Here is a 25,452-nt window from a genome sequence, read left to right as displayed (position 1 = left end):
TTACGCTTCGACGGCTTCAACAGCCGGCTTGTCGTTCGAGGGCAGGATCTCGGCCACTTTCTTGCCACGACGCTGGGCGACGTTGCGGGGCGAGGCTTCCTTTTTCAGGCCGTCGATGGTGGCGCGGATCATGTTGTAGGGGTTCTGCGAACCTTGCGATTTCGCAACAACGTCCTGAACGCCCAGCATCTCGAACACGGCGCGCATCGGACCACCGGCGATGATCCCGGTCCCCGGAACGGCGGTCCGCATGATCACTTTACCGGCGCCGTGACGGCCTTCGATGTCGTGGTGCAGCGTGCGGCCGTCGCGCAGCGGAACGCGAACCAGCGAACGTTTCGCCTGTTCGGTTGCCTTGCGGATCGCCTCGGGCACTTCTTTCGCCTTGCCCTTGCCGAAGCCGACGCGGCCCCGCTGATCGCCGACAACGACCAAAGCAGCAAAGCCGAAGCGCTTACCACCCTTGACGGTTTTCGACACACGGTTGATCGCGACCAGACGGTCGGCGAATTCCGGGGTTTCTTCGCGCTCTTCGCGGCGACCCCGGCGGTTTTCACGTTCTGCCATAAGGCATCCCTTCATAGGTTGGCGCAAAGCGCCTGTTGGTTCAATCCAGGTGGGCGCGCCCAAAGGCACGCCCCCGGATCATCGGGACGGCGAAACCGCCGCCCACAGGATCAGAACTTCAGACCGCCTTCGCGGGCTGCGTCTGCCAAGGCCTTGATCTTGCCGTGGAACAGGAAACCACCACGATCGAAGATCACCTCTTCGACGCCGGCTTTCTTCGCACGCTCTGCAATCGCAGCGCCGATCTTGGCCGCAGCTTCCAGGTTGTTCTTGCCAACAACGCCCAGATCTTTTTCCAGCGACGAGGCAGCGGCCAAAGTGACCCCCTTCGCGTCGTCGATCAGCTGGACGCTGATGTTCTTGGAAGAACGGTGAACGGACAGACGCGGACGACCGTCCGTGATTGCCCGCAGTTTGTTCCGCACGCGCAGGCGGCGCTTCAGGAACAGCTCTCTTTTCGTCAGTGCCATTTACGCGCCCCTTACTTCTTCTTGCCTTCCTTGCGGAAGACGACCTCACCCTTGTAGCGGATGCCTTTGCCCTTGTAGGGCTCGGGCTGACGCCACTCACGGATGTTTGCCGCGACCTGACCGACCAGTTGCTGGTCGATGCCTTCGATCACGATCTCGGTCTGCTTCGGCGAGGTGATGGTCACGCCATCAGGCGTTTCAAAGTTCACGTCGTGCGAATAGCCCAGTGCCAGCTTCAGGGTCTTGCCCTGCATCGAGGCGCGGTAACCCACACCTTGAATTTCCAGCTCTTTCTTGAAGCCGGTGCTGACGCCGACGGTCAGGTTCTCGACCATCGAGCGGGTCATGCCCCACTGCTGACGGGCACGCTTGGAAAGGCCACGCGGGGTGACTTTCACGGCGCCGTCTTCCAGCGACAGGGTCACATCATCGGTCGCGGTGAAGCTGCGGGTGCCTTTCGGACCCTTCACTTCGATCGTCTGACCTTTGATGTCTGCGGTCACGCCTTGCGGGAGGGCGACCGGTTTTTTACCAATCCGAGACATCTCTGCCCTCCTTAGAACACGGTGCAGAGCACTTCGCCGCCAACGTTGGCATTGCGTGCTGCTGCGTCCGACATGACACCTTTCGGCGTCGAGACGATGGAAACGCCCAGGCCATTGCGGACCGACGGGATTTCCTTCACCGAGGCATAGACCCGGCGACCGGGTTTGGACACACGCGCGAGTTCGCGGATGACCGGAGTGCCTTCATAGTATTTCAGGCTGATTTCAATCTCGGCATGGCCGGACTCGGTGGTCACGTTCTCATAGCCGCGGATGTAGCCTTCAGCTTTCAGCACGTCCAGAACCCAAGCGCGCAGCTTGGAGGCCGGGGTGCGGACGGTCGATTTGCCGCGCATCTGAGCATTGCGGATGCGGGTCAGCATATCGCCGAGCGGATCGTTCATCGACATAGTGCCCCCTTACCAGCTCGATTTGACCATGCCGGGGATCTGACCGAACGAGCCAAGCTCGCGCAGCATGATCCGCGACAGTTTCAGTTTACGGTAATACGCATGCGGACGGCCGGTCAGTTGGCACCGGTTGTGCAGACGCGTAGCCGAGGAATTGCGCGGCAGTTCGGCCAGCTTCAGCGAAGCCTTGAAACGCTCTTCCATCGGGCGGGACTGGTCGTGGATGACTTCGTTCAGAGCGGCACGTTTTGCCGCGTATTTCTGAACCAGTTTCTCGCGCTTCTTCTCGCGCTCGACCATGGATTTCTTAGCCATATCTTCTTCCCTCCGCGATCAGCTGTTGAACGGCATGTTGAAATGCTTCAACAGCGACTTCGCTTCCGCGTCGGTCGGCGCGGTGGTGCAGATGATGATGTCCATCCCCAGAACTTCGTCGACCTTGTCGAAGTTGATTTCCGGGAAAACGATGTGTTCTTTCAGGCCCATGGCATAGTTGCCACGACCATCGAACGACGTGCCTTTCACGCCGCGGAAGTCGCGGACGCGGGGCAGTGCGATACCGATCAGACGGTCCAGGAATTCATACATCCGGTCGCCGCGCAGCGTCACTTTCGCACCCAGCGGCATTTCTTCACGGACGCGGAAGCCGGCGATCGACTTTTTCGCGTGGGTGATGACAGCCTTCTGACCGGCGATCAGCGACAGCTCTTCAGCGCCCTGCTTGACCTTCTTGGTGTCCTTGACAGCTTCACCGATGCCCATGTTCAGGACGATCTTGTCCAGACGGGGGATCTGCATGTCGTTCTTGTAGCCGAACTCTTCTTTCAGCGCAGCGCGGATGGTGTCGCGATACTGCGCTTTCAGACGCGGCGTATAGGTGGCTTGGTCCAGCATCAGATCACGTCTCCCGTGGTCTTGGCGAAGCGGACTTTCTTGCCGTCTTCCTCGCGGAAGCCGACGCGGGTCGCTTTGCCGTTCGCGTCCATCAGCGACAGGTTCGACAGGTCGATCGGCATGGCTTTCGCCACGCGGCCGCCCTGGCTGTTCTGCGACTGACGGGTGTGACGGATGGCGATGTTGACGCCGTCAACAACGGCCTTGTTCTCTTTCGGGAACACAGCCGAGATCTCGCCCTGCTTGCCCTTGTCCTTACCGGCAAGGACGACGACCTTGTCGCCTTTTTTCAGCTTGGCAGCCATCACAGCACCTCCGGCGCAAGCGAGATGATCTTCATGAAGTTCTTGGCGCGAAGTTCACGAACCACCGGCCCGAAGATACGCGTGCCAACCGGCTCACCCTGGTTGTTCAGGATGACGGCGGCGTTGCGGTCAAAACGGATCGAGGTGCCGTCTTCACGGTTCACTTCTTTTGCGGTCCGAACGACGACGGCCTTGCGGACGTCACCTTTCTTCACGCGGCCCCGAGGAATGGCTTCCTTGACGGAGACGACGATGATGTCGCCCACCGACGCATAGCGACGGTGCGAACCACCCAGGACCTTGATGCACTGAACCCGGCGGGCGCCGGAGTTGTCAGCAACATCCAGATTGGTCTGCATCTGGATCATAGGGTTACTCCCGACCTTTGGGGACCGGACTTACCGGCCCCAGGGTTTCGATTAGACTGCAGCGTCGACCAGAACGGTCCAACGCTTGGTTTTCGAGATCGGCGCGCATTCGACGATGCGAACGGTGTCACCGACCTTGAACTGGTTTTCCGCGTCATGGGCGCGGTATTTCTTGGACGACCGCACGGTCTTGTGCAGCAGCGGGTGCTTGAAGCGACGCTCGACCAGAACGGTGACGGTCTGTTCGTTCTTGTCGCTGACGACCTTGCCTTGCAGGATGCGTTTGGGCATGGACCGGGCTCCTTAGTTCGACGCAGCGGCAGCAGCCGCTTTCTGGTTCAGAATCGTTTTCACGCGGGCAACGTCACGTTTGACAGCGCGCATACGAGCGGTCGATTCCAGTTGGCCGGTCGCCTGCTGGAAACGCAGGTTGAAGGCTTCTTTCTTCAGCGAAAGCAGCTGTTCTTTCAGCTGATCCGGCGTCTTGTCTTTCAGTTCTTGCGCTTTCATGCGCCTCTTCCTTTCAACATCACCGGAGGGCCCCTGCATCGCAAGGCCACCCTGATTCCGGTGGAGTTTCATGATGAAGGCTTGCCCATACAGGCCAGACACCGTTTTGGCAAGGACTTTCACGTTTGGCGTGAAAGTCACGCTTGGCATGACATTACGAAAAACGCCCCGCCAGTTTCCCGGCGGGGCGCTTGTCGCAAGGATCGGGGTCGCCCCCTGCCCTTACCAGTCTTCGCGTGCCACGATGCGCGACAGCACCGGCAGCTTGTTCGCACCCAGACGCAGGGCTTCACGCGCGATTTCTTCGGACACGCCGTCGATCTCGAACATGATGCGGCCGGGGTGGACGCGGGCAGCCCAGTAATCCACCGAGCCCTTACCTTTACCCATCCGCACTTCGGTCGGCTTCGAGGACACCGGCAGGTCCGGGAAAATCCGGATCCAGACGCGGCCCTGACGCTTCATGTGGCGGGTGATCGCGCGGCGGGCCGCTTCGATCTGACGGGCGGTGACACGCTCGGGCTCGGTCGCTTTCAGCGCGAACGAGCCGAAGTTCAGGGCGAAACCGCCCTTGGCTTCGCCGTGGATACGGCCCTTGTGCTGTTTGCGGAACTTGGTCCGTTTCGGTTGCAGCATTGTCGTTTCTCCTTAGCGCGCGTCGCGGTCGCGATCGCGGCGCGGACCACGCGGAGCCGGGCCGTCTTGCGCCTCATTGGCGCGACGGTCGCGGGCTTGCGGGTCATGCTCCATGATCTCGCCTTTGAAGATCCAGGTCTTCACACCGATGATCCCATAGGGGGTCGTGGCTTCCGACAGCGCATAGTCGATGTCGGCGCGCAGGGTGTGCAGCGGCACACGGCCTTCGCGATACCATTCGGTGCGCGCGATCTCGGCGCCGCCAAGACGGCCCGAAACGTTCACCCGGATGCCCAGTGCGCCCATGCGCATGGCGTTCTGAACCGCACGCTTCATGGCGCGACGGAACGAAACGCGGCGCTCAAGCTGCTGCGCGATCGACTCGGCCACCAGCTGGGCGTCCAGCTCGGGCTTGCGGACCTCGACGATGTTGAGGTGCAGTTCCGACGCGGTGAAGTTCGTCAGCTTCTTGCGCAGGGTTTCGATATCGGCGCCTTTTTTGCCGATGATGACACCCGGACGCGCGGCATAGATCGTGACGCGGCACTTCTTGTGCGGACGTTCGATGATGACGCGGCTGATGCCCGCTTGCTTGGCTTCGGTATGAACGAAGTCACGGATTTTCAGGTCTTCCAGCAACAGGTTGCCGTAATCCTTGTCATCCGCATACCAGCGGCTGTCCCAGGTGCGGTTGACCTGAAGACGCATCCCGATGGGGTTTACCTTCTGACCCATTACGCGCGCTCCCCTGCTTCGACGGCCTCGACCTGACGAACCTTGATGGTGATTTCCGAAAACGGCTTCATGATCTTGCCGTAACGGCCACGGGCGCGCGGGCGACCGCGTTTCATGACCAGGTTCTTGCCGACCCACGCTTCGGCGACGATCAGGCTATCGACGTCCAGATTGTGGTTGTTTTCAGCATTGGCGATAGCCGACTGAAGGCATTTCTTCACGTCACCAGCGATACGCTTGTGCGAGAAGGTCAGGTCGGCCAAAGCCTTGTCGACCTTCTTGCCGCGGATCAGTTGCGCGACCAGATTCAGTTTCTGCGGCGAGGTGCGCAGCATCTTGGTCTTGGCGAACGCTTCGTTCTCCGCCACGCGGCGCGGATTCTGTTCCTTACCCATGACGATTACTTCCTTTTCGCTTTCTTGTCGGCGGCGTGACCGTAATAGGTCCGCGTCGGCGAGTATTCACCAAACTTCTGGCCGATCATCTCCTCGGTCACGGCGACCGGGATGTGCTTCTGACCGTTGTAGACGCCAAACGTCAGGCCGACAAACTGCGGCAGGATCGTCGAGCGGCGCGACCAGATCTTGATGACATCCGACTTGCCGGATTCGCGGGCTTTCTCGGCTTTGCGAAGCACGTATGCGTCGACAAAGGGGCCCTTCCAAACAGAACGTGCCATGGATTAACGCCCCTTCTTCGCATTGCGCGACCGCAAGATGTACTTGTCAGTCGACTTGTTATTGCGGGTCTTGTTGCCCTTGGTGCCTTTGCCCCAGGGCGTGACCGGGTGACGACCACCAGAGGTGCGGCCTTCACCACCACCATGCGGGTGGTCGATCGGGTTCATGGCAACACCGCGGACGCTCGGGCGGATGCCCTTGTGGCGGTTGCGGCCTGCTTTACCCAGGTTCTGGTTCGAGTGGTCCGAGTTCGACACGGCACCGATGGTCGCCATGCATTCCTGACGAACCATGCGCAGCTCGCCCGAGGACAGGCGGATCTGGGCATAGCCACCATCACGGCCGACGAACTGGGCATAGGTGCCAGCCGAACGGGCGATCTGGCCGCCTTTGCCGGGCTTCAGCTCGACGTTGTGGACGATCGTGCCGATCGGCATGCCCGAGAAGGGCATCGCGTTACCGGGTTTCACGTCGACCTTGGCGCCAGCGATCACCTTGTCGCCAACAGCCAGACGCTGCGGGGCCAGGATATAGGCCTGCTCGCCGTCTTCGTATTTGATCAGCGCGATGAAGGCGGTGCGGTTGGGATCGTATTCGATCCGCTCGACGGTCGCCGAAACATCGAACTTCGTGCGTTTGAAGTCCACGATGCGATAAAGACGCTTCGCCCCGCCGCCTTGGCGGCGCATCGTGATCCGTCCGGTGTTGTTCCGGCCGCCTTTTTTGGTCAAACCCTCGGTGAGGGATTTGACCGGGCGCCCTTTCCAAAGCTCCGAACGGTCGATCAGAACCAGCCCACGCTGGCCAGGCGTCGTCGGTTTATACGACTTGAGTGCCATGCTTTCTGTCTTCCGTTGCTTTGGACCGTTGCTGGTCCGTTTCAGTCAAATGCGGCCCCGGTGACGGGGCCGCAGATTCAGGTTCCGGGATCAGAGACCCGTGGACACGTCGATGCTGTTGCCAGCTTCCAGCGTCACATAGGCTTTCTTCACGTCCGAACGGACGCCGGGGCGGCCCTTGAAACGCTTGGTCTTGCCTTTGGTGATCGTGGTGTTGACCGCTTTCACCTTGACGTTGAACAGAGCCTCGACCGCTTCTTTGATCGCGGGCTTGTTCGAGTCCTTGGCCACCTGGAAAACATAGGCGTTGGCGTCAGACACCAGCGTCGCTTTCTCGGTGATCAGCGGCTTGACGATCACGTCGTAATGTTCAGGCTTCGTGGTCATTTCAGACGAGCCTCCAGAGCTTCGACACCGGCGCGCGTCAGCACGAGCGTGTCGCGACGCAGGATGTCATAGACGTTTGCACCGATGGAGGGCAGCACATCGATGCCTTCCAGGTTGCGGGCGGCGCGGGCGAAGTTTTCGTTCACTTCGGCACCGTCGATCACCAGAACGCGCTTCCAGCCGTTTTCCTTGACCGCTTTCGCAACGGCCGAGGTCTTGACTTCACCGATGTTCAGGCTGTCCACGATGACCAGCTCGCCAGCGGCATATTTTGCCGACAGGGCGTGCTTCAGACCAAGCGCGCGGACTTTCTTCGGCAGATCGAAGGCGTGCGAACGCGGGGTCGGGCCTTTGTAGACACCACCGTGACGGAAGGTCGGCGCCTTGCGGGAACCGTGACGTGCGCCGCCGGTGCCTTTCTGGCGATAGATCTTCTTGGTCGAGTAGCTGACATCCGACTTGCCCAGGACCGAGTGCGTGCCCTGCTGAGCACGCGCACGCTGCCAGCGCACCACGCGGTGCAGCAGGTCGGCACGGGGCTCCAGACCGAAGATGTCATCGCTCAGATCGATGTCACCAGCTTTGCCGGCATCGAGCGAGATCACATCAAGTTTCATTGCTTGTCTCCTTCGGGCGCAGCGTCGTCAGCCTTGTCGGCAGCGATCGAAGCCTCGGCCTCGGCCAGAGCAGCCTCTTGCGCGGCGGCTTCGGCTTCAGCAGCGGCCTTGCGGGCGGCTTCTTCCTCGGCAGCGGCGGCAGCGGCGGCTTCTTCGGCCAGACGTGCGGCTTCCTTGGCTTTCGAACGGGTCGCAGCCGGATAGATCACGGTGTCGGCCAGCGGCTTCTTCACCGCGTCCTTGATCGTGACCCAGCCACCTTTCGAGCCCGGAACCGAGCCCTTGACCATGATCAGGCCACGGTCGGCATCGGTGCGAACCACTTGCAGGTTCTGGGTGGTGACGCGAACGGCACCAAGATGGCCAGCCATCTTCTTGCCCTTGAACACCTTGCCCGGATCCTGACACTGGCCGGTCGAACCGTGCGAACGGTGCGAGATCGACACACCGTGCGAGGCGCGCAGACCACCAAAGTTGTGACGCTTCATCGCACCGGCAAAGCCTTTACCGATCGAGGTGCCGGCGATGTCGACGAACTGACCTGCAAAGTAATGGTCGGCGATGATTTCCTCACCGACTTCCACCAGGTTTTCTTCGGCAACGCGGAATTCCGCGATCTTGCGCTTGGGCGCGACATTCGCTTTCGCGAAATGGCCACGCAGCGCAGCGGTCGTGCGCTTTGCTTTCGCTTCGCCCGCACCCAGCTGAACGGCGACATAGCCGTCACGCTCGGTGGTGCGTTGCGCGATGACCTGCACGTTATCGACGTGCAGAACGGTGACGGGAACTTGACGCCCGTCTTCCAGGAACAGCCGGGTCATGCCCAGCTTCTTGGCGATAACACCAGTCCGCAGCATAGTCAGCCTCCTCAGACCTTGATCTCGACATCCACGCCAGCGGCGAGGTCGAGCTTCATCAGCGCGTCCACGGTCTGGGGGGTCGGGTCAACGATATCGAGCAGGCGCTTGTGCGTGCGGATTTCCCACTGGTCACGCGACTTCTTGTCGATGTGCGGACCGCGCAGAACGGTGAATTTCTCGATCTTGTTCGGCAGCGGGATCGGACCACGGACCTGAGCGCCGGTGCGCTTGGCGGTGTTCACGATCTCCTGCGTGCTGGCATCCAGAACGCGATAGTCGAACGCTTTCAGCCGGATGCGGATATTCTGGCTTTGCATAGACATCCCTCTTGCGGGGAGTTCCAGTTGAGAGGCTGACCGCGCACCACGCGAAGCCAGCGTCGAACCGTATAAAATAAGTGCAGGCCGCCCCTATAGTTGGCGGCCCGGCAGAGTGCAACCGATTCTTGACAGAACGGCAGCGATGGGGGCTTTTGCCCTAGGTGCGGGGGTAAGTCAAGCCTTCCGAGGCGCCCAAATCCAGCCCTCTGACCGCGGCGCCTCAGGAACCGGATGTTCAAGTAAGCTGCCATTCATAGCGTAAATGCGCGCAACCGCCGCACAGACCCAGGCATCTGCAATGTCAGGTTTCGCTCGTGCGATATCACGGGACTCAACAAAACGTTCAGGGGCCCGCTTGCGGCATAAAGCTGGATAGGTTTCCAGGGCAAAGCTTCCGTCAGCAGCCTCCCAGACACCAATACCTGCGTCATTTTCAAAGACACAAGCTATAAGGTGCATCGCTTTGGTCGCTTGGCTTCCGATCATATCCTTTACTGCCGACAACGGCGTGTGTCCTTCCAGACTGAGGCGTCGTTCTGTGAACCTGTAAAGATAAGGATTTTCGACTGATCTTTGACCAAGGTTGACCGCGACACGACGGCTCTGCAGCCTCAGGAACGCTTCCGGAAAAGCGAGAGGCGCATCTATGGCAAGCACGATTGGGCAATCGCCAGATATGTTTTCGACTTTGCATTTCGAGAATACAGCTTGCTTGAATTCGTTGATATTGTACGAAGCAAGAACGACACGCGCCAGATTACCGCGCCAAGGTATTCCTTGAACGACACCGCGCCGGTCCAAAACGATCAAAGCGTCGCGACTTGTGGAATTCTTATCGCAGTTCCAGCCGCCAACATCCCAGCCAACAAATAACATTGTGCCCCGGCGATTTATTGCCCCGTCTCAGTTCCAAATACTCGTGTCAGAGGCAACCCCTCGCCCTCTCTTCACCCGGGCCTTCTTGCCCCTGCCTCCCCAGCGCCCTCCAACACCAACCACCCGCAGGCCTCCACCTCACCCCTCTGCCTCCGCCCCCCAGCTTCTCTGTTCCCCCAATACTCCCGCCGGAGGCACCCGCCCGCGCCAGCCGCGCGCCCCTCTCCCGTCTCGCGCCACCCCACCGCCGGCCCCCACCGCACGAAACCAAAAAGGCCGCCCCGATCCGGGACGGCCTTTCCAGTCTCACAAGCCACGGGCTCTCGCCCGCGCCGCATCACGTGATGATCTGCGACACACCAAAGCAGGGGCGTCTCGGGATCATCTGCGCAAGCGATGCTTACTTGATGATCTTCGACACGACGCCTGCACCAACGGTGCGGCCGCCTTCGCGGATGGCGAAGCGCAGCTTTTCTTCCATCGCGATCGGGGCGATCAGCTCGACCTCGAACTTCAGGTTGTCGCCCGGCATCACCATTTCCGTGCCCTCGGGCAGCTTCACCGTGCCGGTCACGTCCGTCGTGCGGAAGTAGAATTGCGGACGGTAGTTCGCAAAGAACGGCGTGTGGCGGCCGCCCTCTTCCTTGGTCAGGATATAGGCCTCGGCTTCAAAGGTCGTGTGCGGCGTCACCGATTTCGGCTTCACCAGAACCTGACCACGCTCGACGCCGTCACGGTCGATGCCGCGCAGCAGAACGCCGACATTGTCGCCAGCCTCACCGCGATCCAGCAGTTTGCGGAACATTTCCACGCCCGTGCAGGTCGTCTTCTTGGTGTCGCGGATGCCCACGATTTCCAGTTCGTCGCCGACGTTCACAGCGCCGCGCTCGATCCGGCCGGTCACAACCGTGCCGCGGCCCGAGATCGAGAACACGTCTTCGATCGGCAGCAGGAACGGCTGGTCCACGGCGCGCTCGGGCGTCGGGATGTATTCGTCGACAGCCGCGATCAGCGCGCGGATCGAGTTCTCGCCGATCTCGGGATCGCGGCTTTCCATCGCGGCCAGCGCCGAGCCCTTGATGATCGGAATGTCATCGCCGGGATAGTCATAGCTGGACAGCAGCTCGCGCACTTCCATCTCGACCAGTTCCAGCAGCTCTTCGTCATCCACCTGGTCGACCTTGTTCAGGTAGACGACCATGTAGGGAATGCCGACCTGACGGCCCAGCAGGATGTGCTCGCGCGTTTGCGGCATCGGGCCGTCAGCCGCGTTCACCACCAGGATCGCGCCGTCCATCTGCGCAGCACCCGTGATCATGTTCTTCACATAGTCGGCGTGGCCGGGGCAGTCGACGTGGGCGTAGTGACGGGTTTCCGACTCGTATTCCACATGCGCGGTCGAGATCGTGATGCCGCGCGCACGCTCTTCCGGCGCACCGTCGATCTGGTCATAGGCCCGGAATTCACCGAAATACTTCGTGATCGCAGCCGTCAGCGTCGTCTTGCCGTGGTCAACGTGACCAATGGTCCCGATGTTGACGTGCGGCTTGTTACGTTCAAACTTTGCCTTTGCCATAGCAGGGCTCCTTGAATGCTTGTTATTTCATGAGGAGAAGGCGGGGCCGTAACCCCGCCATCCCGATCAGGCGTATTTCTTCTGGATTTCGTCCGAGATGTTCTGCGGCACGGCCTCGTAGTGGTCGAACAGCATGGTGAACACGGCACGGCCCGACGACATCGAACGCAGGTTGTTGATGTAGCCGAACATGTTGGCCAGCGGGACGAAAGCGTCGATGACGTTCGCGTTGCCGCGGCTGTCCTGACCACGGACCATGCCACGACGGCTGGTCAGGTCGCCGATGATCGAACCGGTATATTCTTCCGGCGTCACGACTTCGACCTTCATGATCGGTTCCAGCAGTTTCGCACCGGCCTTGCGCAGACCTTCACGCATCCCGGCACGCGCCGCGATTTCAAAGGCCAGCACCGAGGAGTCGACATCGTGGAACGCGCCATCGGTCAGCGCGACCTTGAAGTCGATCACCGGGAAGCCTGCCAGCGGGCCCGAGTCCATGACGGACTTGATGCCTTTTTCGACGCCGGGGATATATTCCTTCGGCACCGCGCCGCCCACGATCTTCGATTCGAACGAATAGCCTTCGCCCGGCTCGGTCGGGGTGATCTGCAGCTTCACGCGCGCGAACTGGCCGGTACCACCGGTCTGTTTCTTGTGCGTGTAGTCGATTTCTGCCGGCTGCGAGATGGTCTCGCGATAGGCCACCTGCGGCGCACCGATATTCGCCTCGACCTTGAACTCGCGCTTCATGCGATCCACGAGAATGTCGAGGTGAAGTTCGCCCATGCCCTTCATGATGGTCTGACCCGATTCCAGATCGGTCTCGACGCGGAAGGACGGGTCTTCGGCAGACAGGCGCTGAAGGGCAAGGCCCATCTTTTCCTGGTCGGCCTTCGACTTGGGTTCCACGGCGATTTCGATCACCGGCTCGGGGAAGGTCATGGTTTCCAGAACCACCGGCTTGTTCGGGTCACAAACCGTGTCACCCGTGGTGGTGTCTTTCAGACCTGCGAGCGCGATGATGTCGCCTGCGAAGGCTTCCTCGATTTCCTCGCGGTTGATCGAGTGCATCATCATCATCCGGCCGACGCGCTCACGCTTGCCTTTGGTCGCGTTCAGCATCTGGTCGCCCTTTTTCAGGACGCCGGAATAGATCCGCGTGAAGGTCAGCGAGCCCACGAAGGGGTCGTTCATGATCTTGAACGCCAGACCCGAGAAGGGCTGCGCGTCATCGGCGGTGCGCTCGATATTGCGCTCTTCGGTCTCGTCACCCGGAGCGAAGCCCATATAGGCGGGCACGTCCAGCGGCGAGGGCAGGAAGTCGATGACCGAGTTCAGCAGGGGCTGAACGCCCTTGTTCTTGAACGCCGAGCCAGCGGTGACCGGGAAGAACGACATCGACAGGCAGCCCTTGCGGATCAGACCGCGCAGGGTGTCTTCGTCGGGCTCGTTGCCTTCCAGATAGGCTTCCATGGCCGTGTCGTCCATCTCGACGGCCAGCTCGATCATGTTGGCGCGCCATTCGTCGGCCAGATCCTGCAGCTCTTCGCGGATCGGTTGACGGACCCAGCTTGCGCCAAGGTCTTCGCCTTTATAGACCCACTCTTCCATCTTGATCAGGTCGACAATGCCTTCCAGCTTGTCTTCTGCGCCGATCGGCAGAGCGATCGGGCACGGGGTGCCGCCGGTGCGGTCCTTGATCATCTTCACGCAGTTGAAGAAGTCGGCGCCGATCTTGTCCATCTTGTTGACGAACACGATCCGCGGAACCTTGTAACGGTCGGCCTGGCGCCACACGGTCTCGGTCTGCGGCTCGACGCCTGCGTTGGCGTCAAGAAGGCAGATCGCCCCGTCAAGCACCGCCAGCGAGCGTTCGACTTCGATGGTGAAGTCGACGTGGCCGGGGGTGTCGATGATGTTGAAGCGATACTTCGTATCCGAGGTGCCTTCGGTGGTCGGATCTTCCTGACGCTGCCAGAAAGTGGTCGTCGCAGCCGAGGTAATGGTGATGCCCCGCTCCTGCTCCTGCTCCATCCAGTCCATCGTGGCGGCGCCGTCATGGACTTCGCCGATTTTGTGCGACTTGCCGGTGTAGTACAGAATGCGTTCCGTAGTCGTGGTCTTGCCCGCGTCGATATGGGCCATGATCCCGAAGTTACGGTAACGCTGGAGCGGATATTCCCGTGCCATGATGCTTTTCCTTACCAGCGGTAGTGGCTGAATGCCTTGTTGGCGTCGGCCATTTTATGGGTGTCTTCACGCTTCTTGACGGCAGTGCCGCGGCCGTTGACGGCATCGGCCAGCTCGCCTGCAAGGCGTTCTTCCATCGTGTGTTCGTTGCGCTTTTTCGACGCATCGATCAGCCAGCGGATCGCCAGCGCTTCGCGGCGGGTCGGACGGACCTCGACCGGAACCTGATAGGTCGCACCACCGACGCGACGCGAACGCACTTCAACCGAAGGCTTCACGTTATCAAGGGCTTCGTGGAAGACCTCGATCGGCTCGCGCTTCAGTTTGCTCTGAACGCGGTCAAGCGCCGAGTAAACGATACGCTCTGCGACCGACTTCTTGCCGTCGATCATCAGGTTGTTCATGAATTTGGTCAGCACGCGATCGCCAAATTTGGCGTCGGGCAGGACTTCGCGCTTTTCAGCGGCGTGACGACGAGACATTTCCTGATCTCCTTACTTCGGACGCTTCGCGCCGTATTTCGAACGGCGTTGACGACGGTCTTTGACGCCCTGGGTATCCAGCACACCGCGCAGGATGTGGTAACGGACACCCGGAAGGTCTTTCACACGACCGCCACGGATCAGCACGACGCTGTGTTCCTGCAGGTTGTGCTTTTCGCCCGGGATATAGGAAATGACCTCGAAGCCATTCGTCAGGCGCACCTTGGCGACCTTACGCATAGCCGAGTTCGGCTTCTTCGGCGTGGTGGTATAGACACGCGTGCACACGCCGCGCTTTTGCGGGCATGATTGAAGGTGCTGCGATTTCGAGCGCTGCACCTTGGGCTGCCGCGGTTTGCGGATCAGCTGTTGGATCGTCGGCATTCGGTTCCCCGTCTTGCTTTCGTCAATACTCGCAACCGGCTGGTTGCGCTGCTTCTCGACAGCACTTCACGCCCATCGTGAAATGCCAGAACCCATCCTGTCCCTCTCGGGGAGGATGGGCTTTTTCCAGAGGATCGAAGCTGTTTCCAGCCCGGATCGTGACCAATGAGGTTCTGGGCACCGGGCAGAGTCATCCCGGGTCTGCGGGCGTATATGGGGAATCGCCCCCTGAGTCAACAGCCCCTGCCCCGGCTAGACGCCCCAGCGCGGCCTGTCCGCCCCCGGCAGGGCAAAGTCGCGCGCGGCCTGTTGCAGCGTCGGCAGATCGATCATGAAGCGCTCGGCCAGCATCTGTCGCCAGTCGGTATCGCCCGCCTCCAGCGCATAGCCCGCACCGATGGCACCGGAATCGTTGTCGTGGTTCAGGAACCGCACATACATGGATTTTCCCGGCAGCATCACCCCCGGCATCGACTGCGCCAGCTTCCAATGCGGGTAATGCATCACCGAGCGTCCGGCATCGGGCGGCAGATAGATCGTCAGCCCCGCGACGGCGTTATAGATCATCCGCGGCTCGACCGAGATGCCGCGTTCGGTGGCCTTCATCACCAGCCCGCGCGAATAGTCGCAGGACAGGCGGCGCTTCTTGCGCCACAAGGGCAGCATGGCTGCGAAATCGCGCCGCGCATCGTGGATATAGTCCACCGACACCGCATCGTCGTCATCCTGCCGGAAATGCCCGATGACATCCGCATCCGGCTGGATATGCGGCTGGATCGCGGCCAGACAGGCCTCCAGATGCGCCTCCATCGGCGGGATCAGCGCAAGTTTGAACTGCGGCGCGATCTCGGTCAGCTCGCGCAGATGCGACAGATAGGGTTCGGGCAGGTCCGGGCCGGTCATCAGCACCAGCGTGAAATCGGGATCGGTCTGCGCCAGCAGCGCGGGCAGCGTCACATGCTCGAACCAGAACCAGCGCCGCGCCAGCCGCTGCGGGTCGTAAAGAAAGGCGCGGCGGTCCTGAAGGCTGTCATGCAGCACCTGAAAGCCGCGCCCGCCCAGATAAGAAAAGCGGCAAAGCCCCAGCATCTGCACCCGCATCACATCCGTCCCATCAATCGCCGTTCCCGCAGGATCGAATAAAGCCCCGCCCCGACCACCAGCGCCGAACCGATCCAGGTCCAAAGGTCCGGCCATTCGCCGAACACCGCCAGCCCCAGGATGACCGCCCAGATCAGCGAGGTGTAGCGGAAGGGGGCGACGAAGGAAATCTCTCCGACCCGCATCGTCGCCACCGCGCTGACATAGGCGATGGTCAGCAGCACCGCCGCCAGCGCCAGCAATGCGATGTCGCGCCATGATGGCAGGTGCCAGTCCTCGCCCAGCCCCAAAGCGGCGCCGGACAGCGTGACCGTCAGCGCGGCATAGAACGCGATGGTGGACGACCCGACCTGTGCCGTAAAGAACCGCGTGGCGATGTCGCGCACCACGATCAGCGCCATCGAGGCCAGCGCCACAACCGCCCAGCCGTCAAAGCCGCCCGTACCGGGACGCAGCACGATCAGCACGCCCAGAAAGCCCATGCCGATAGCGGTCAGCCGCAGCCAGCCCAGCGGTTCGTGAAAGATCAGCGCCGCCGCCAAGGTGACGGCCAAGGGCAGCGCCTGCATGATCGCGGTCAGCTCGGCCAGTTCAATCCGGCGCAGCGCGACCAGATAAAGCAGCGTCGACAGGACCTCGGCGACGCAGCGCAGGACCAGCCACGGCGCGTCCGGGCGCGGCACGCTCAGCCGGATCCGCCCCTGCTGGGCCAGCGTCACCGCCAGCATCAGGGCCATGACGATGCCGCCCCGGATCACCACGGCCTGCGACAGCGGCATGTGCTGGGTGACGGCCTTGACGACCACATCATTGCAGATCAGCGCCGCCGCGCTCAGCGTCATCAGCAGCGCGCCGCGGATATTGTCGGTGGCCGCGGCGGCGCGGATCACCGGCTCGGACCGTGGGCGGCCCCGACGTGAGGGGGAAAGAAAAGGCGTGCGCATCCGGACCCTGCAGAGTTTTCCCAATGCCTAGAAAAGCCGCTGCGCGAAAGCCAGCCTTGTCTGCAGCCGTCCCCCGCCCGCGCGACACATGCCCGGCAAGCTGCGCTGAAAATGCAACCCGGCCCATGGCAAAGGAAAAGGCCCGGCGCATGGCCGGGCCTTTCCAATCTTGATCTGCAGGCGATCAGGCCTGATCGGGCGCGGCTTCCGGCGCAACCAAAGCCGCAGCGGCTTCGGCCTCGGCGCGGCGCGCCTCGATGACCTCGTTGTCGCGGTCGGTCGCGATGCGCTTGACGCGCGAGGTGGCGCCCCCCGTGCCCGCCGGGATCAGACGGCCCACGATGACGTTTTCCTTCAGACCGACCAGCTTGTCGCGCTTGCCCTGAACGGCGGCTTCGGTCAGCACGCGGGTCGTTTCCTGGAACGATGCGGCCGAGATGAAGCTGCGGGTCTGCAGCGATGCCTTGGTGATGCCCAAAAGCACCGGCTCGCCCACGGCCGGACGGCCGCCCTTGGCTTCGATCTTGGCGTTCTCTTCCACGAACTCGTCGCGATCGACGTTTTCGCCTTTCAGAAGCGTGGTGTCGCCGCTGTCGAGGATCTCGATCTTTTGCAGCATCTGGCGAACGATCACCTCGATGTGCTTGTCGTTGATCTTCACGCCCTGCAGCCGGTAGACGTCCTGCACCTCGTCGATCAGGTAATCGGCCAAAGCCTCGATCCCCATGATGCGCAGGATGTCATGCGGCGCCGGGTTGCCGTCCATGATGTAGTCACCCTTCTGCACGAAGTCGCCTTCCTGCACCGGGATGTGCTTGCCTTTCGGCACCATGTATTCGACGGCTTGCAGCGTGTCGTCGGCAGGCTCGATCGCGATGCGGCGCTTGTTCTTGTAGTCCTTGCCAAAGCGCACATAGCCATCCAGCTCGGCGATGATCGCGTGATCTTTCGGGCGACGGGCCTCGAACAGTTCCGCCACGCGGGGCAGACCCCCGGTGATGTCCTTGGTCTTGGCACCTTCGCGCGGGATCCGCGCCACAACGTCACCGGCCTTGATCTCCTGCCCTTCTTCGACGGACAGAACGGCGTCCACCGACATCGGATAGGTCACAGGGTTGCCCTGATCGTTGCGCACCGGCTCGCCATCGGCATCGACGATGATGATCTCGGGCTTCAGCTCGTTGCCTTTCGGGGCCGAGCGCCAGTCCGTCACGATCTTCTGCGTCATGCCGGTCGCGTCGTCGGTCTCATCGCGGACAGAGATGCCCGAGATCAGGTCGACATATTTCGCGACACCCGCCTTTTCGGCGATGATCGGCAGGGTATAGGGGTCCCATTCGAACATCTTCTGACCGCGTGCGACGGCATCGCCTTCGCGCACGAACAGTTTCGAGCCGTAGAACAGCTTGTGGCTGGCCAGAACCTCGCCCGCAGCGCCCTTGATGTGCAGCTGCATGTTGCGGTTCATGACGATCAGCTCGCCCGAGGCGTTTTCCAGCGTGCTTTCGTTTTCATACGAAACCGTGCCTTCCTGCGCCGCCGCGATGAACGACTGCTGGCCACCCTGCGCGATGCCGCCGATGTGGAAGGTCCGCATCGTCAGCTGCGTGCCGGGTTCACCGATCGACTGGGCGGCGATGATGCCGACTGCTTCGCCGATATTGACCAGCGTGCCGCGTGCAAGATCGCGACCATAGCACAGCGCACAGATGCCGTCCTCGGCCTCACAGGTCAGACCCGAGCGGATGCGGACGGTCTGGACGCCGGCCTGTTCGATCTCATCGGCCTTGCGTTCGTCGATGATCTCGTTCTTGCGCACGATCACCACGTCTTCGCCGGGAACCAGCACGTCCTCGGCCGCGACACGGCCCAGAACACGCTCGCTCAGCGGGCTGACGACTTCACCGTCGTTGACCGCCGCCGAAGCGGTGATCGCACGGTCGGTGCCGCAGTCATGTTCGCGGATGATGCAGTCCTGCGCCACGTCCACCAGACGACGGGTCAGATAACCCGAGTTCGCCGTCTTCAGTGCCGTGTCCGACAGACCCTTCCGCGCGCCGTGGGTCGAGTTGAAGTATTCAAGAACGGTCAGACCTTCCTTGAAGTTCGAGATGATCGGCGTCTCGATGATCTCGCCGTTCGGCTTGGCCATCAGCCCGCGCATCCCGCCCAGCTGCTTCATCTGGCTGACCGAACCCCGGGCGCCCGAGTGCGCCATCATATAGACCGAGTTCGGCTCCATTTCGGCACCGGCCTCGTTCTTCTTCACCGCCGAGATGGTTTTCATCATGGCATCGGTGACCTTGTCGTTACATTTCGACCAGGCATCGACGACCTTGTTGTACTTCTCGCCCTGAGTGATCAGACCGTCCAGATATTGCTGCTCGAAGGACTTCACCTGATCCTGAGTTTCCTCGACCAGCGTCCATTTCGTCGGCGGCACGACCATGTCGTCCTTGCCGAACGAGATGCCGGCGCGGAACGCCTCGCGGAAGCCCAGACCCATGATCTGGTCGCAGAAGATGACCGACTCTTTCTGACCGCAATAGCGATAGACGGTGTCGATGACGTTCTGGATGTCTTTCTTCCGCAGCAGGCGGTTGACCAGCTCGAACGGCGCTTTCGCATTCTTCGGCAGCAGCGCGCCCAGACGGATCCGGCCCGGCGTGGTGTCGAAGCGGGTCATCACCTCATTGCCGTTCTCGTCGATCTGCGGCAGGCGGGCCTTGATGCGGGCATGCAGATGCACCTCGCCGGCGGCCAGAGCGTGCTCGACCTCTTCGAGGTTCGCGAAAGCCATGCCCTCGCCCTTCATGCCTTCGCGGTCCATGGTCGTGTAATACAGACCCAGAACCATGTCCTGCGACGGAACGATGATCGGCGCGCCGTTGGCGGGCGACAGCACGTTGTTCGTCGACATCATCAGGACGCGCGCTTCCAGCTGGGCCTCAAGGCTCAGCGGGACGTGCACGGCCATCTGGTCACCGTCGAAGTCGGCGTTGAAGGCCGAGCAGACCAGAGGGTGCAGCTGGATCGCCTTGCCTTCGATCAGGATCGGCTCGAACGCCTGAATGCCCAGACGGTGCAGCGTCGGCGCACGGTTCAGCAGAACCGGATGCTCGCGGATCACCTCATCGAGAATATCCCAGACCTCGGGACGCTCTTTCTCGACCAGCTTTTTCGCCTGCTTGACGGTCGAGGACAGGCCCTTCGCCTCAAGCCGCGAATAGATGAACGGCTTGAACAGCTCCAAGGCCATCTTCTTGGGCAGACCGCATTGATGCAGCTTCAGTTCCGGCCCGGTCACGATGACCGAACGGCCCGAGAAGTCGACCCGTTTCCCCAGAAGGTTCTGACGGAAACGACCCTGCTTGCCTTTCAGCATGTCGGACAGCGATTTCAGCGGGCGCTTGTTGTTGCCCGTGATGACGCGGCCGCGACGGCCATTGTCAAACAGCGCATCGACCGATTCCTGCAGCATCCGCTTTTCGTTGCGCACGATGATGTCGGGTGCGCGCAGTTCGATCAGCCGCTTCAGACGGTTGTTGCGGTTGATGACGCGACGATACAGGTCGTTCAGATCCGAGGTCGCGAAACGGCCACCATCCAGCGGCACCAGCGGACGCAGTTCCGGCGGAATGACCGGGATGACGGTCAGCACCATCCATTCGGGGCGGTTGCCCGATTCCAGGAAGGATTCGACGATCTTCAGGCGCTTGATGATCTTTTTCGGCTTCAGTTCGCCCGTCGCCTCTTTCAGCTCCTCACGGAGTTGTTCGGCGGTGGCGGCCAGATCGATATTGGCCAGCATTTCGCGGATCGCCTCAGCGCCAATATTGGCGGTGAAGGCGTCGGCGCCATACTGGTCCTGCGCGTCCATGAACTCTTCTTCGGTCATCAGCTGACCATAGGTCAGGTCGGTCAGGCCGGGTTCGATGACGACATAGTTTTCAAAGTACAGGATGCGTTCCAGATCGCGCAGCGTCATGTCCAGCATCAGGCCGATGCGCGACGGCAGCGACTTGAGGAACCAGATATGGGCCACGGGCGCGGCCAGTTCGATATGGCCCATGCGCTCGCGGCGGACCTTTTGCAGGGTCACTTCCACGCCGCATTTTTCGCAGACCAGACCGCGATATTTCATGCGCTTGTATTTGCCGCACAGGCATTCGTAATCCTTGATCGGGCCAAAGATCCGCGCGCAGAACAGACCGTCACGTTCCGGCTTGAACGTGCGGTAGTTGATGGTTTCGGGTTTCTTCACCTCGCCGAACGACCACGCGAGGATTTCCTCGGGCGATGCCAGCGAGATCTTGATCTCGTCGAACTGCCGCGGCTGGGCCAGCGGGTTCAAAGGATTGTGGGCAAGTTCCTGGTTCATTTTCAATTCCTAAATGAGTGGCGCGTGGGGGGAAGTGGGGGCCTCAGGCCCTCACTCCTCATCCTCCGCATCCAGGAGTTCCATATTGAGGCCCAGACCCCGGACCTCCTTGACCAGCACGTTGAACGATTCCGGCACGCCGGCCTCGAAGTTGTCTTCGCCCTTGACGATCGATTCATAGACCTTGGTGCGGCCTGCCACGTCGTCCGACTTGACCGTCAGCATCTCTTGCAGGGTATAGGCGGCGCCATAGGCTTCCAGAGCCCAGACCTCCATCTCACCCAGACGCTGACCACCGAACTGCGCCTTACCGCCCAGCGGCTGCTGCGTGACAAGGCTGTAAGGCCCGGTCGAACGCGCGTGCATCTTGTCGTCGACAAGGTGGTGCAGCTTCAGGAAGTATTTGACGCCGACGGTGACCGGACGCGCGAAGGGTTCGCCCGTGCGGCCGTCGAAGACGATGGACTGACCCGACTCGTTGAAACCGGCACGCTTCAGCGCGTTGTTGATATCGGCCTCTTTCGCACCATCGAAGACCGGGGTTGCGATCGGGACGCCCGTGCGGACGGCCTTGGCGCTTTCCACCAGATCCTCATCGGCCATGTCGGCGAAGGTCATGCTATAGGTTTCGTCCCCATAGCCGTTCTTCATCGCATCGCGCACCGTCGTCATATCGCCATTGCGGCGATATTCGTCCAGCGCCTCGTCGATCTTGATGCCAAGACCGCGGCTGGCCCAACCCATGTGGACTTCCAGAATCTGACCGACGTTCATGCGCGAGGGCACGCCCAGCGGGTTCAGCACCAGATCGACCGGCGTGCCATCGGCAAGGAACGGCATGTCCTCGATCGGAACGACCTTGGACACCACGCCCTTGTTGCCGTGACGACCGGCCATCTTGTCACCCGCCTGCAGCTTGCGCTTCACGGCGACAAAGACCTTGACCATCTTCATCACGCCCGGAGGCAGATCGTCGCCCTGACGGACCTTTTCGACCTTGTCGTCGAACCGGTTGTCCAGCGCGCGCTTCAGGCTGTCGAATTGCTGGTTCAGCGCCTCGACTTCCTTGGCGGTGTCTTCCTCGGCCACGGCAAGCTGCCACCACTGGCCACGCGACAGCTGGCTCAGCAGATCGTCATCGACGGACACGCCCGCCTTGATGCCTTTCGGCCCCTTGACGACTTCCTTGCCGGTGATCAGCGATTTCAGACGCGCATAGATGTTGCGCTCGAGGATCGCCAGCTCGTCGTCCCGGTCGCGGGCCAGACGTTCGACTTCCTCACGCTCGATCTGCAGCGCACGTTCGTCCTTGTCGACGCCGTGACGGTTGAAGACGCGCACTTCGACGATGGTGCCATAAGCCCCCGGCGGCAGACGCAGCGAGGTGTCGCGCACGTCAGATGCCTTTTCGCCGAAAATGGCGCGCAGCAGCTTTTCTTCGGGCGTCATCGGCGATTCACCTTTCGGGGTGATCTTGCCGACCAGAATGTCGCCCGGGCCCACTTCGGCACCGATATAGACGATGCCCGCCTCGTCAAGGTTGCGCAGGGCTTCCTCACCGACGTTCGGGATGTCGCGGGTGATTTCCTCAGGCCCCAGCTTGGTATCGCGGGCCGCGACTTCGTATTCGTCGATATGGATCGAGGTATACACGTCGTCGCGGTGGATGCGTTCGCTGACGAGGATCGAGTCCTCGTAGTTGTAGCCATTCCACGGCATGAAGGCCACGACCACGTTCCGGCCGATGGCCAGTTCGCCCTGATCGGTCGACGGACCATCCGCCACGACCTGACCGCGCACCACCCGGTCGCCCACCTTCACCAGCGGACGCTGGTTGATGGTCGAGGACTGGTTCGAGCGCTTGAACTTGCGCAGACGATAGATGTCAACGCCAGCGTCGCCGCCCTCCAGATCCTCGGTTGCCCGGATCACGATCCGCTGCGCGTCGACCTGGTCGATGATGCCGCCGCGACGCGCCATGATGGCGGCCCCGGAATCGCGCGCAACCGTCGCTTCCATGCCGGTGCCCACGAACGGAGCTTCGGCGCGCAGCAGCGGCACGGCCTGACGTTGCATGTTCGCACCCATCAGAGCGCGGTTGGCGTCGTCGTTTTCAAGGAACGGGATCAGGGCCGCAGCGACCGAGACCAGCTGTTTCGGCGACACGTCGATCAGATCGACCGCATCCACCGGGTTCAGCATGAAGTCGCCCGCCTGACGGGTCGAGATCAGCTCGTCCACGAACTTGCCGCCCTCGTCCAGCGTCGCGTTCGCCTGCGCGATGGTGTGACGCATTTCCTCGGTGGCCGACAGATAGACCACGTCATCCGTCACGGCGCCTTCGATGACCTTGCGATAGGGGGTCTCGATGAAGCCATATTTGTTGACGCGGGCAAAGGTCGCCAGCGAGTTGATCAGACCGATGTTCTGACCTTCCGGCGTCTCGATCGGGCACATCCGGCCGTAATGGGTCGGGTGAACGTCGCGCACCTCGAAGCCCGCACGCTCGCGGGTCAGACCGCCCGGCCCCAGTGCCGACAGACGACGCTTGTGCGTGACTTCCGACAGCGGGTTGGTCTGGTCCATGAACTGCGACAGCTGCGACGAGCCGAAGAATTCGCGCACGGCGGCAGCGGCAGGTTTCGCGTTGATCAGATCCTGCGGCATCACGGTGTCGATCTCGACGCCGGACATGCGTTCACGGATCGCGCGCTCCATGCGCAGCAGACCGATGCGATACTGGTTCTCCATCAGCTCGCCGACCGAGCGGACACGGCGGTTGCCGAGGTGGTCGATGTCGTCGATCTCGCCCTTGCCGTCGCGCAGTTCCACCAGCCCGCGGATACAGGCGATGATGTCGGCATGACGCAGCGTGCGCTGGGTGTCCGGCGCATCAAGGTTCAGACGCATGTTCATCTTGACCCGGCCAACGGCGGACAGGTCATAACGCTCGCTGTCGAAAAACAGGCTGCCGAACAGTGCCGAGGCAGCCTCGACGGTCGGCGGCTCGCCCGGACGCATCACGCGGTAGATGTCCATGAGCGCGCCTTCGCGGTTCATGTTCTTGTCTGCCGCCATGGTGTTGCGGATATAGGGACCGACATTGACGTGGTCGATATCCAGAACCGGGATGTCCTCGATGCCGTTGTCCAGCAGCACCTTCAGCAGACCGCCCGAGATTTCGCCATCGCGGTCGTATTCGACGGTGATCTCATCGCCGGCTTCGGCATAGATCAGGCCAGTCTGCTCGTTGATGATGTCTTTCGCAACGAAGCGGCCGATGATCTTGTCAAAGGGCATCAGCAGGCTGATGTCGCCCTTGTCGGCCAGTTGCTTGACCAGACGCGGGGTGACTTTTTCACCTGCCTTGGTGATGACTTCGCCGGTTTCGGCATTCACCAGATCATAGGTCGGGCGGGTGCCGCGCACACGCTCGGGGAAGAACTTGGTGATCCAGCCCGCGTCCTGGCCCTTGCCTGCGCGCCGCAGCTTGTAATCAACGGTATCGTAGAACGCATCCATGATGCCTTCCTGATCCATGCCAAGCGCGTAAAGCAGCGTCGTCACCGGCAGTTTGCGGCGGCGGTCGATGCGCGCGAACACCAGATCCTTGGCGTCGAATTCAAAGTCCAGCCAGCTGCCGCGATAGGGGATGATGCGGCAGGCGAACAGCAGTTTGCCCGAGGAATGCGTCTTGCCGCGGTCGTGATCGAAGAACACGCCCGGCGAACGGTGCATCTGCGACACGACGACGCGCTCGGTGCCGTTCACGATGAACGTGCCGTTCTGCGTCATCAGGGGCATGTCGCCCATGTAGACGTCTTGTTCCTTGATGTCCTTGACCGACTTTGCCCCCGTGGTCTCATCGACATCAAACACGATCAGACGCAGCGTCACCTTCAGCGGCGCGGCATAGGTCATGTCGCGGGCCTGGCATTCGTCGACGTCGTATTTCGGACGCTCCAACTCGTATTTCACGAATTCCAGCGTGGCGGTCTCGTTGAAGTCCTTGATCGGGAACACCGACTGGAACACGCCCTGGATGCCTTCGCCGTCCTGGTGCTGCTCTGCCTCGCCCGAGCGCAGGAACAGGTCATAGGAGGACTTCTGAACCTCGATCAGGTTCGGCATCTCCAGAACTTCGCGGATATTGCCATAGTAACGCCGGATGCGTTTCTGGCCGACATAAGCTTGCGCCATAGAGGGTCTAACCTTTCGTCTTTCGCTTGCAACCGGTCGTCGGGGGCCCGACCGGCACAAGGCGGCGAATAAGGGGTGGGGTCCCATTCGTGCCGCGCGTCCCACCGCGCAACTCCCGAACCCCGAACATGCCCTGAAGGAAGGTTTGCCGCGAAACCGCCCTTCAAGACAGGTT

28 protein-coding genes are annotated in these 25,452 nt (G+C 61.5%); all 28 read right to left on the bottom strand.

What is annotated here, in order from left to right:
• Complete coding sequence (rpsE, locus tag GL284_RS02680; protein WP_155043272.1) at nucleotides 1–567, bottom strand: 30S ribosomal protein S5; 567 nt, start codon at nucleotides 565–567, stop codon at nucleotides 1–3.
• Between the two features lie 110 nt (nucleotides 568–677).
• Entirely contained in the window at nucleotides 678–1,037 is a 360-nt protein-coding gene (rplR, locus tag GL284_RS02675; protein WP_155043106.1) for a 50S ribosomal protein L18, read from the bottom strand.
• A gap of 11 nt (nucleotides 1,038–1,048) precedes the next feature.
• The gene (gene rplF, locus GL284_RS02670) at nucleotides 1,049–1,582 is read right to left on the bottom strand and encodes a 50S ribosomal protein L6 (RefSeq protein WP_155043105.1); all 534 of its coding nucleotides are present in this window, start codon (nucleotides 1,580–1,582) and stop codon (nucleotides 1,049–1,051) included.
• A gap of 11 nt (nucleotides 1,583–1,593) precedes the next feature.
• The gene (gene rpsH / locus GL284_RS02665; protein WP_155043104.1) at nucleotides 1,594–1,992 is read right to left on the bottom strand and encodes a 30S ribosomal protein S8; all 399 of its coding nucleotides are present in this window, start codon (nucleotides 1,990–1,992) and stop codon (nucleotides 1,594–1,596) included.
• Between the two features lie 9 nt (nucleotides 1,993–2,001).
• Nucleotides 2,002–2,307: a 30S ribosomal protein S14 gene (gene rpsN / locus GL284_RS02660; RefSeq protein WP_134680215.1), complete on the bottom strand. Its 306-nt coding sequence runs from the start codon at nucleotides 2,305–2,307 to the stop codon at nucleotides 2,002–2,004.
• 18 nt (nucleotides 2,308–2,325) lie between these two features.
• Nucleotides 2,326–2,886: a 50S ribosomal protein L5 gene (gene rplE, locus GL284_RS02655; protein WP_155043103.1), complete on the bottom strand. Its 561-nt coding sequence runs from the start codon at nucleotides 2,884–2,886 to the stop codon at nucleotides 2,326–2,328.
• The gene (rplX, locus tag GL284_RS02650) at nucleotides 2,886–3,191 is read right to left on the bottom strand and encodes a 50S ribosomal protein L24 (RefSeq protein ID WP_155043102.1); all 306 of its coding nucleotides are present in this window, start codon (nucleotides 3,189–3,191) and stop codon (nucleotides 2,886–2,888) included. The genes rplE and rplX overlap by 1 nt, the downstream gene beginning before the upstream one ends.
• The gene (gene rplN, locus GL284_RS02645; RefSeq protein WP_022708219.1) at nucleotides 3,191–3,559 is read right to left on the bottom strand and encodes a 50S ribosomal protein L14; all 369 of its coding nucleotides are present in this window, start codon (nucleotides 3,557–3,559) and stop codon (nucleotides 3,191–3,193) included. Before rplN ends, rplX begins: the two co-directional genes overlap by 1 nt.
• Before the next feature lie 51 nt (nucleotides 3,560–3,610).
• Nucleotides 3,611–3,850 (bottom strand): 30S ribosomal protein S17, encoded by a 240-nt coding sequence (rpsQ, locus tag GL284_RS02640; protein WP_155043101.1) that lies wholly within the window; start codon nucleotides 3,848–3,850, stop codon nucleotides 3,611–3,613.
• Nucleotides 3,851–3,862: 12 nt separating this feature from the next.
• Complete coding sequence (rpmC, locus tag GL284_RS02635) at nucleotides 3,863–4,069, bottom strand: 50S ribosomal protein L29 (RefSeq protein WP_155043100.1); 207 nt, start codon at nucleotides 4,067–4,069, stop codon at nucleotides 3,863–3,865.
• A gap of 222 nt (nucleotides 4,070–4,291) precedes the next feature.
• On the bottom strand, nucleotides 4,292–4,705 hold the full coding sequence (gene rplP / locus GL284_RS02630) for a 50S ribosomal protein L16 (RefSeq protein WP_155043099.1): 414 nt from the start codon (nucleotides 4,703–4,705) through the stop codon (nucleotides 4,292–4,294).
• Between the two features lie 12 nt (nucleotides 4,706–4,717).
• Complete coding sequence (gene rpsC, locus GL284_RS02625; protein ID WP_155043098.1) at nucleotides 4,718–5,440, bottom strand: 30S ribosomal protein S3; 723 nt, start codon at nucleotides 5,438–5,440, stop codon at nucleotides 4,718–4,720.
• Nucleotides 5,440–5,835, bottom strand: coding sequence for a 50S ribosomal protein L22 (gene rplV / locus GL284_RS02620; RefSeq protein WP_155043097.1), 396 nt, complete (start codon nucleotides 5,833–5,835; stop codon nucleotides 5,440–5,442). Before rplV ends, rpsC begins: the two co-directional genes overlap by 1 nt.
• Nucleotides 5,836–5,840: 5 nt before the next feature.
• The gene (gene rpsS, locus GL284_RS02615) at nucleotides 5,841–6,119 is read right to left on the bottom strand and encodes a 30S ribosomal protein S19 (protein ID WP_155043096.1); all 279 of its coding nucleotides are present in this window, start codon (nucleotides 6,117–6,119) and stop codon (nucleotides 5,841–5,843) included.
• 3 nt (nucleotides 6,120–6,122) lie between these two features.
• Entirely contained in the window at nucleotides 6,123–6,959 is an 837-nt protein-coding gene (gene rplB / locus GL284_RS02610) for a 50S ribosomal protein L2 (RefSeq protein ID WP_155043095.1), read from the bottom strand.
• A gap of 90 nt (nucleotides 6,960–7,049) precedes the next feature.
• The gene (locus GL284_RS02605) at nucleotides 7,050–7,346 is read right to left on the bottom strand and encodes a 50S ribosomal protein L23 (protein WP_142664076.1); all 297 of its coding nucleotides are present in this window, start codon (nucleotides 7,344–7,346) and stop codon (nucleotides 7,050–7,052) included.
• On the bottom strand, nucleotides 7,343–7,963 hold the full coding sequence (gene rplD / locus GL284_RS02600) for a 50S ribosomal protein L4 (RefSeq protein WP_155043094.1): 621 nt from the start codon (nucleotides 7,961–7,963) through the stop codon (nucleotides 7,343–7,345). Before rplD ends, GL284_RS02605 begins: the two co-directional genes overlap by 4 nt.
• A complete protein-coding gene (rplC, locus tag GL284_RS02595) occupies nucleotides 7,960–8,820 on the bottom strand; it encodes a 50S ribosomal protein L3 (RefSeq protein WP_155043093.1) in 861 nt (286 codons plus the stop codon). Before rplC ends, rplD begins: the two co-directional genes overlap by 4 nt.
• Nucleotides 8,821–8,831: 11 nt before the next feature.
• On the bottom strand, nucleotides 8,832–9,140 hold the full coding sequence (rpsJ, locus tag GL284_RS02590; RefSeq protein WP_010400227.1) for a 30S ribosomal protein S10: 309 nt from the start codon (nucleotides 9,138–9,140) through the stop codon (nucleotides 8,832–8,834).
• Between the two features lie 177 nt (nucleotides 9,141–9,317).
• The gene (locus GL284_RS02585) at nucleotides 9,318–10,019 is read right to left on the bottom strand and encodes a hypothetical protein (protein WP_155043092.1); all 702 of its coding nucleotides are present in this window, start codon (nucleotides 10,017–10,019) and stop codon (nucleotides 9,318–9,320) included.
• Between the two features lie 400 nt (nucleotides 10,020–10,419).
• Nucleotides 10,420–11,595, bottom strand: coding sequence for an elongation factor Tu (gene tuf / locus GL284_RS02580; protein ID WP_155043075.1), 1,176 nt, complete (start codon nucleotides 11,593–11,595; stop codon nucleotides 10,420–10,422).
• Between the two features lie 66 nt (nucleotides 11,596–11,661).
• Entirely contained in the window at nucleotides 11,662–13,785 is a 2,124-nt protein-coding gene (gene fusA / locus GL284_RS02575; protein WP_155043091.1) for an elongation factor G, read from the bottom strand.
• 11 nt (nucleotides 13,786–13,796) lie between these two features.
• On the bottom strand, nucleotides 13,797–14,267 hold the full coding sequence (gene rpsG / locus GL284_RS02570; protein ID WP_155043090.1) for a 30S ribosomal protein S7: 471 nt from the start codon (nucleotides 14,265–14,267) through the stop codon (nucleotides 13,797–13,799).
• Nucleotides 14,268–14,279: 12 nt separating this feature from the next.
• Entirely contained in the window at nucleotides 14,280–14,651 is a 372-nt protein-coding gene (rpsL, locus tag GL284_RS02565; RefSeq protein ID WP_010399029.1) for a 30S ribosomal protein S12, read from the bottom strand.
• 252 nt (nucleotides 14,652–14,903) lie between these two features.
• A complete protein-coding gene (locus tag GL284_RS02560; protein WP_155043089.1) occupies nucleotides 14,904–15,752 on the bottom strand; it encodes a putative rhamnosyl transferase in 849 nt (282 codons plus the stop codon).
• On the bottom strand, nucleotides 15,752–16,642 hold the full coding sequence (locus GL284_RS02555; protein ID WP_341870306.1) for a DMT family transporter: 891 nt from the start codon (nucleotides 16,640–16,642) through the stop codon (nucleotides 15,752–15,754). Before GL284_RS02555 ends, GL284_RS02560 begins: the two co-directional genes overlap by 1 nt.
• A gap of 238 nt (nucleotides 16,643–16,880) precedes the next feature.
• Nucleotides 16,881–21,077 carry a DNA-directed RNA polymerase subunit beta' gene (rpoC, locus tag GL284_RS02550; protein ID WP_155043087.1) on the bottom strand — a complete coding sequence of 1,399 codons (4,197 nt, stop codon included), beginning with the start codon at nucleotides 21,075–21,077 and terminating at the stop codon, nucleotides 16,881–16,883.
• 51 nt (nucleotides 21,078–21,128) lie between these two features.
• Nucleotides 21,129–25,277 (bottom strand): DNA-directed RNA polymerase subunit beta, encoded by a 4,149-nt coding sequence (gene rpoB, locus GL284_RS02545; RefSeq protein ID WP_155043086.1) that lies wholly within the window; start codon nucleotides 25,275–25,277, stop codon nucleotides 21,129–21,131.
• Between the last annotated feature and the right edge of the window lie 175 nt (nucleotides 25,278–25,452).

Source organism: Paracoccus shanxieyensis, from assembly GCF_009711265.1.
Lineage (GTDB): Bacteria > Pseudomonadota > Alphaproteobacteria > Rhodobacterales > Rhodobacteraceae > Paracoccus > Paracoccus shanxieyensis.
This window is presented reverse-complemented; position numbering and strand designations above follow the sequence as displayed.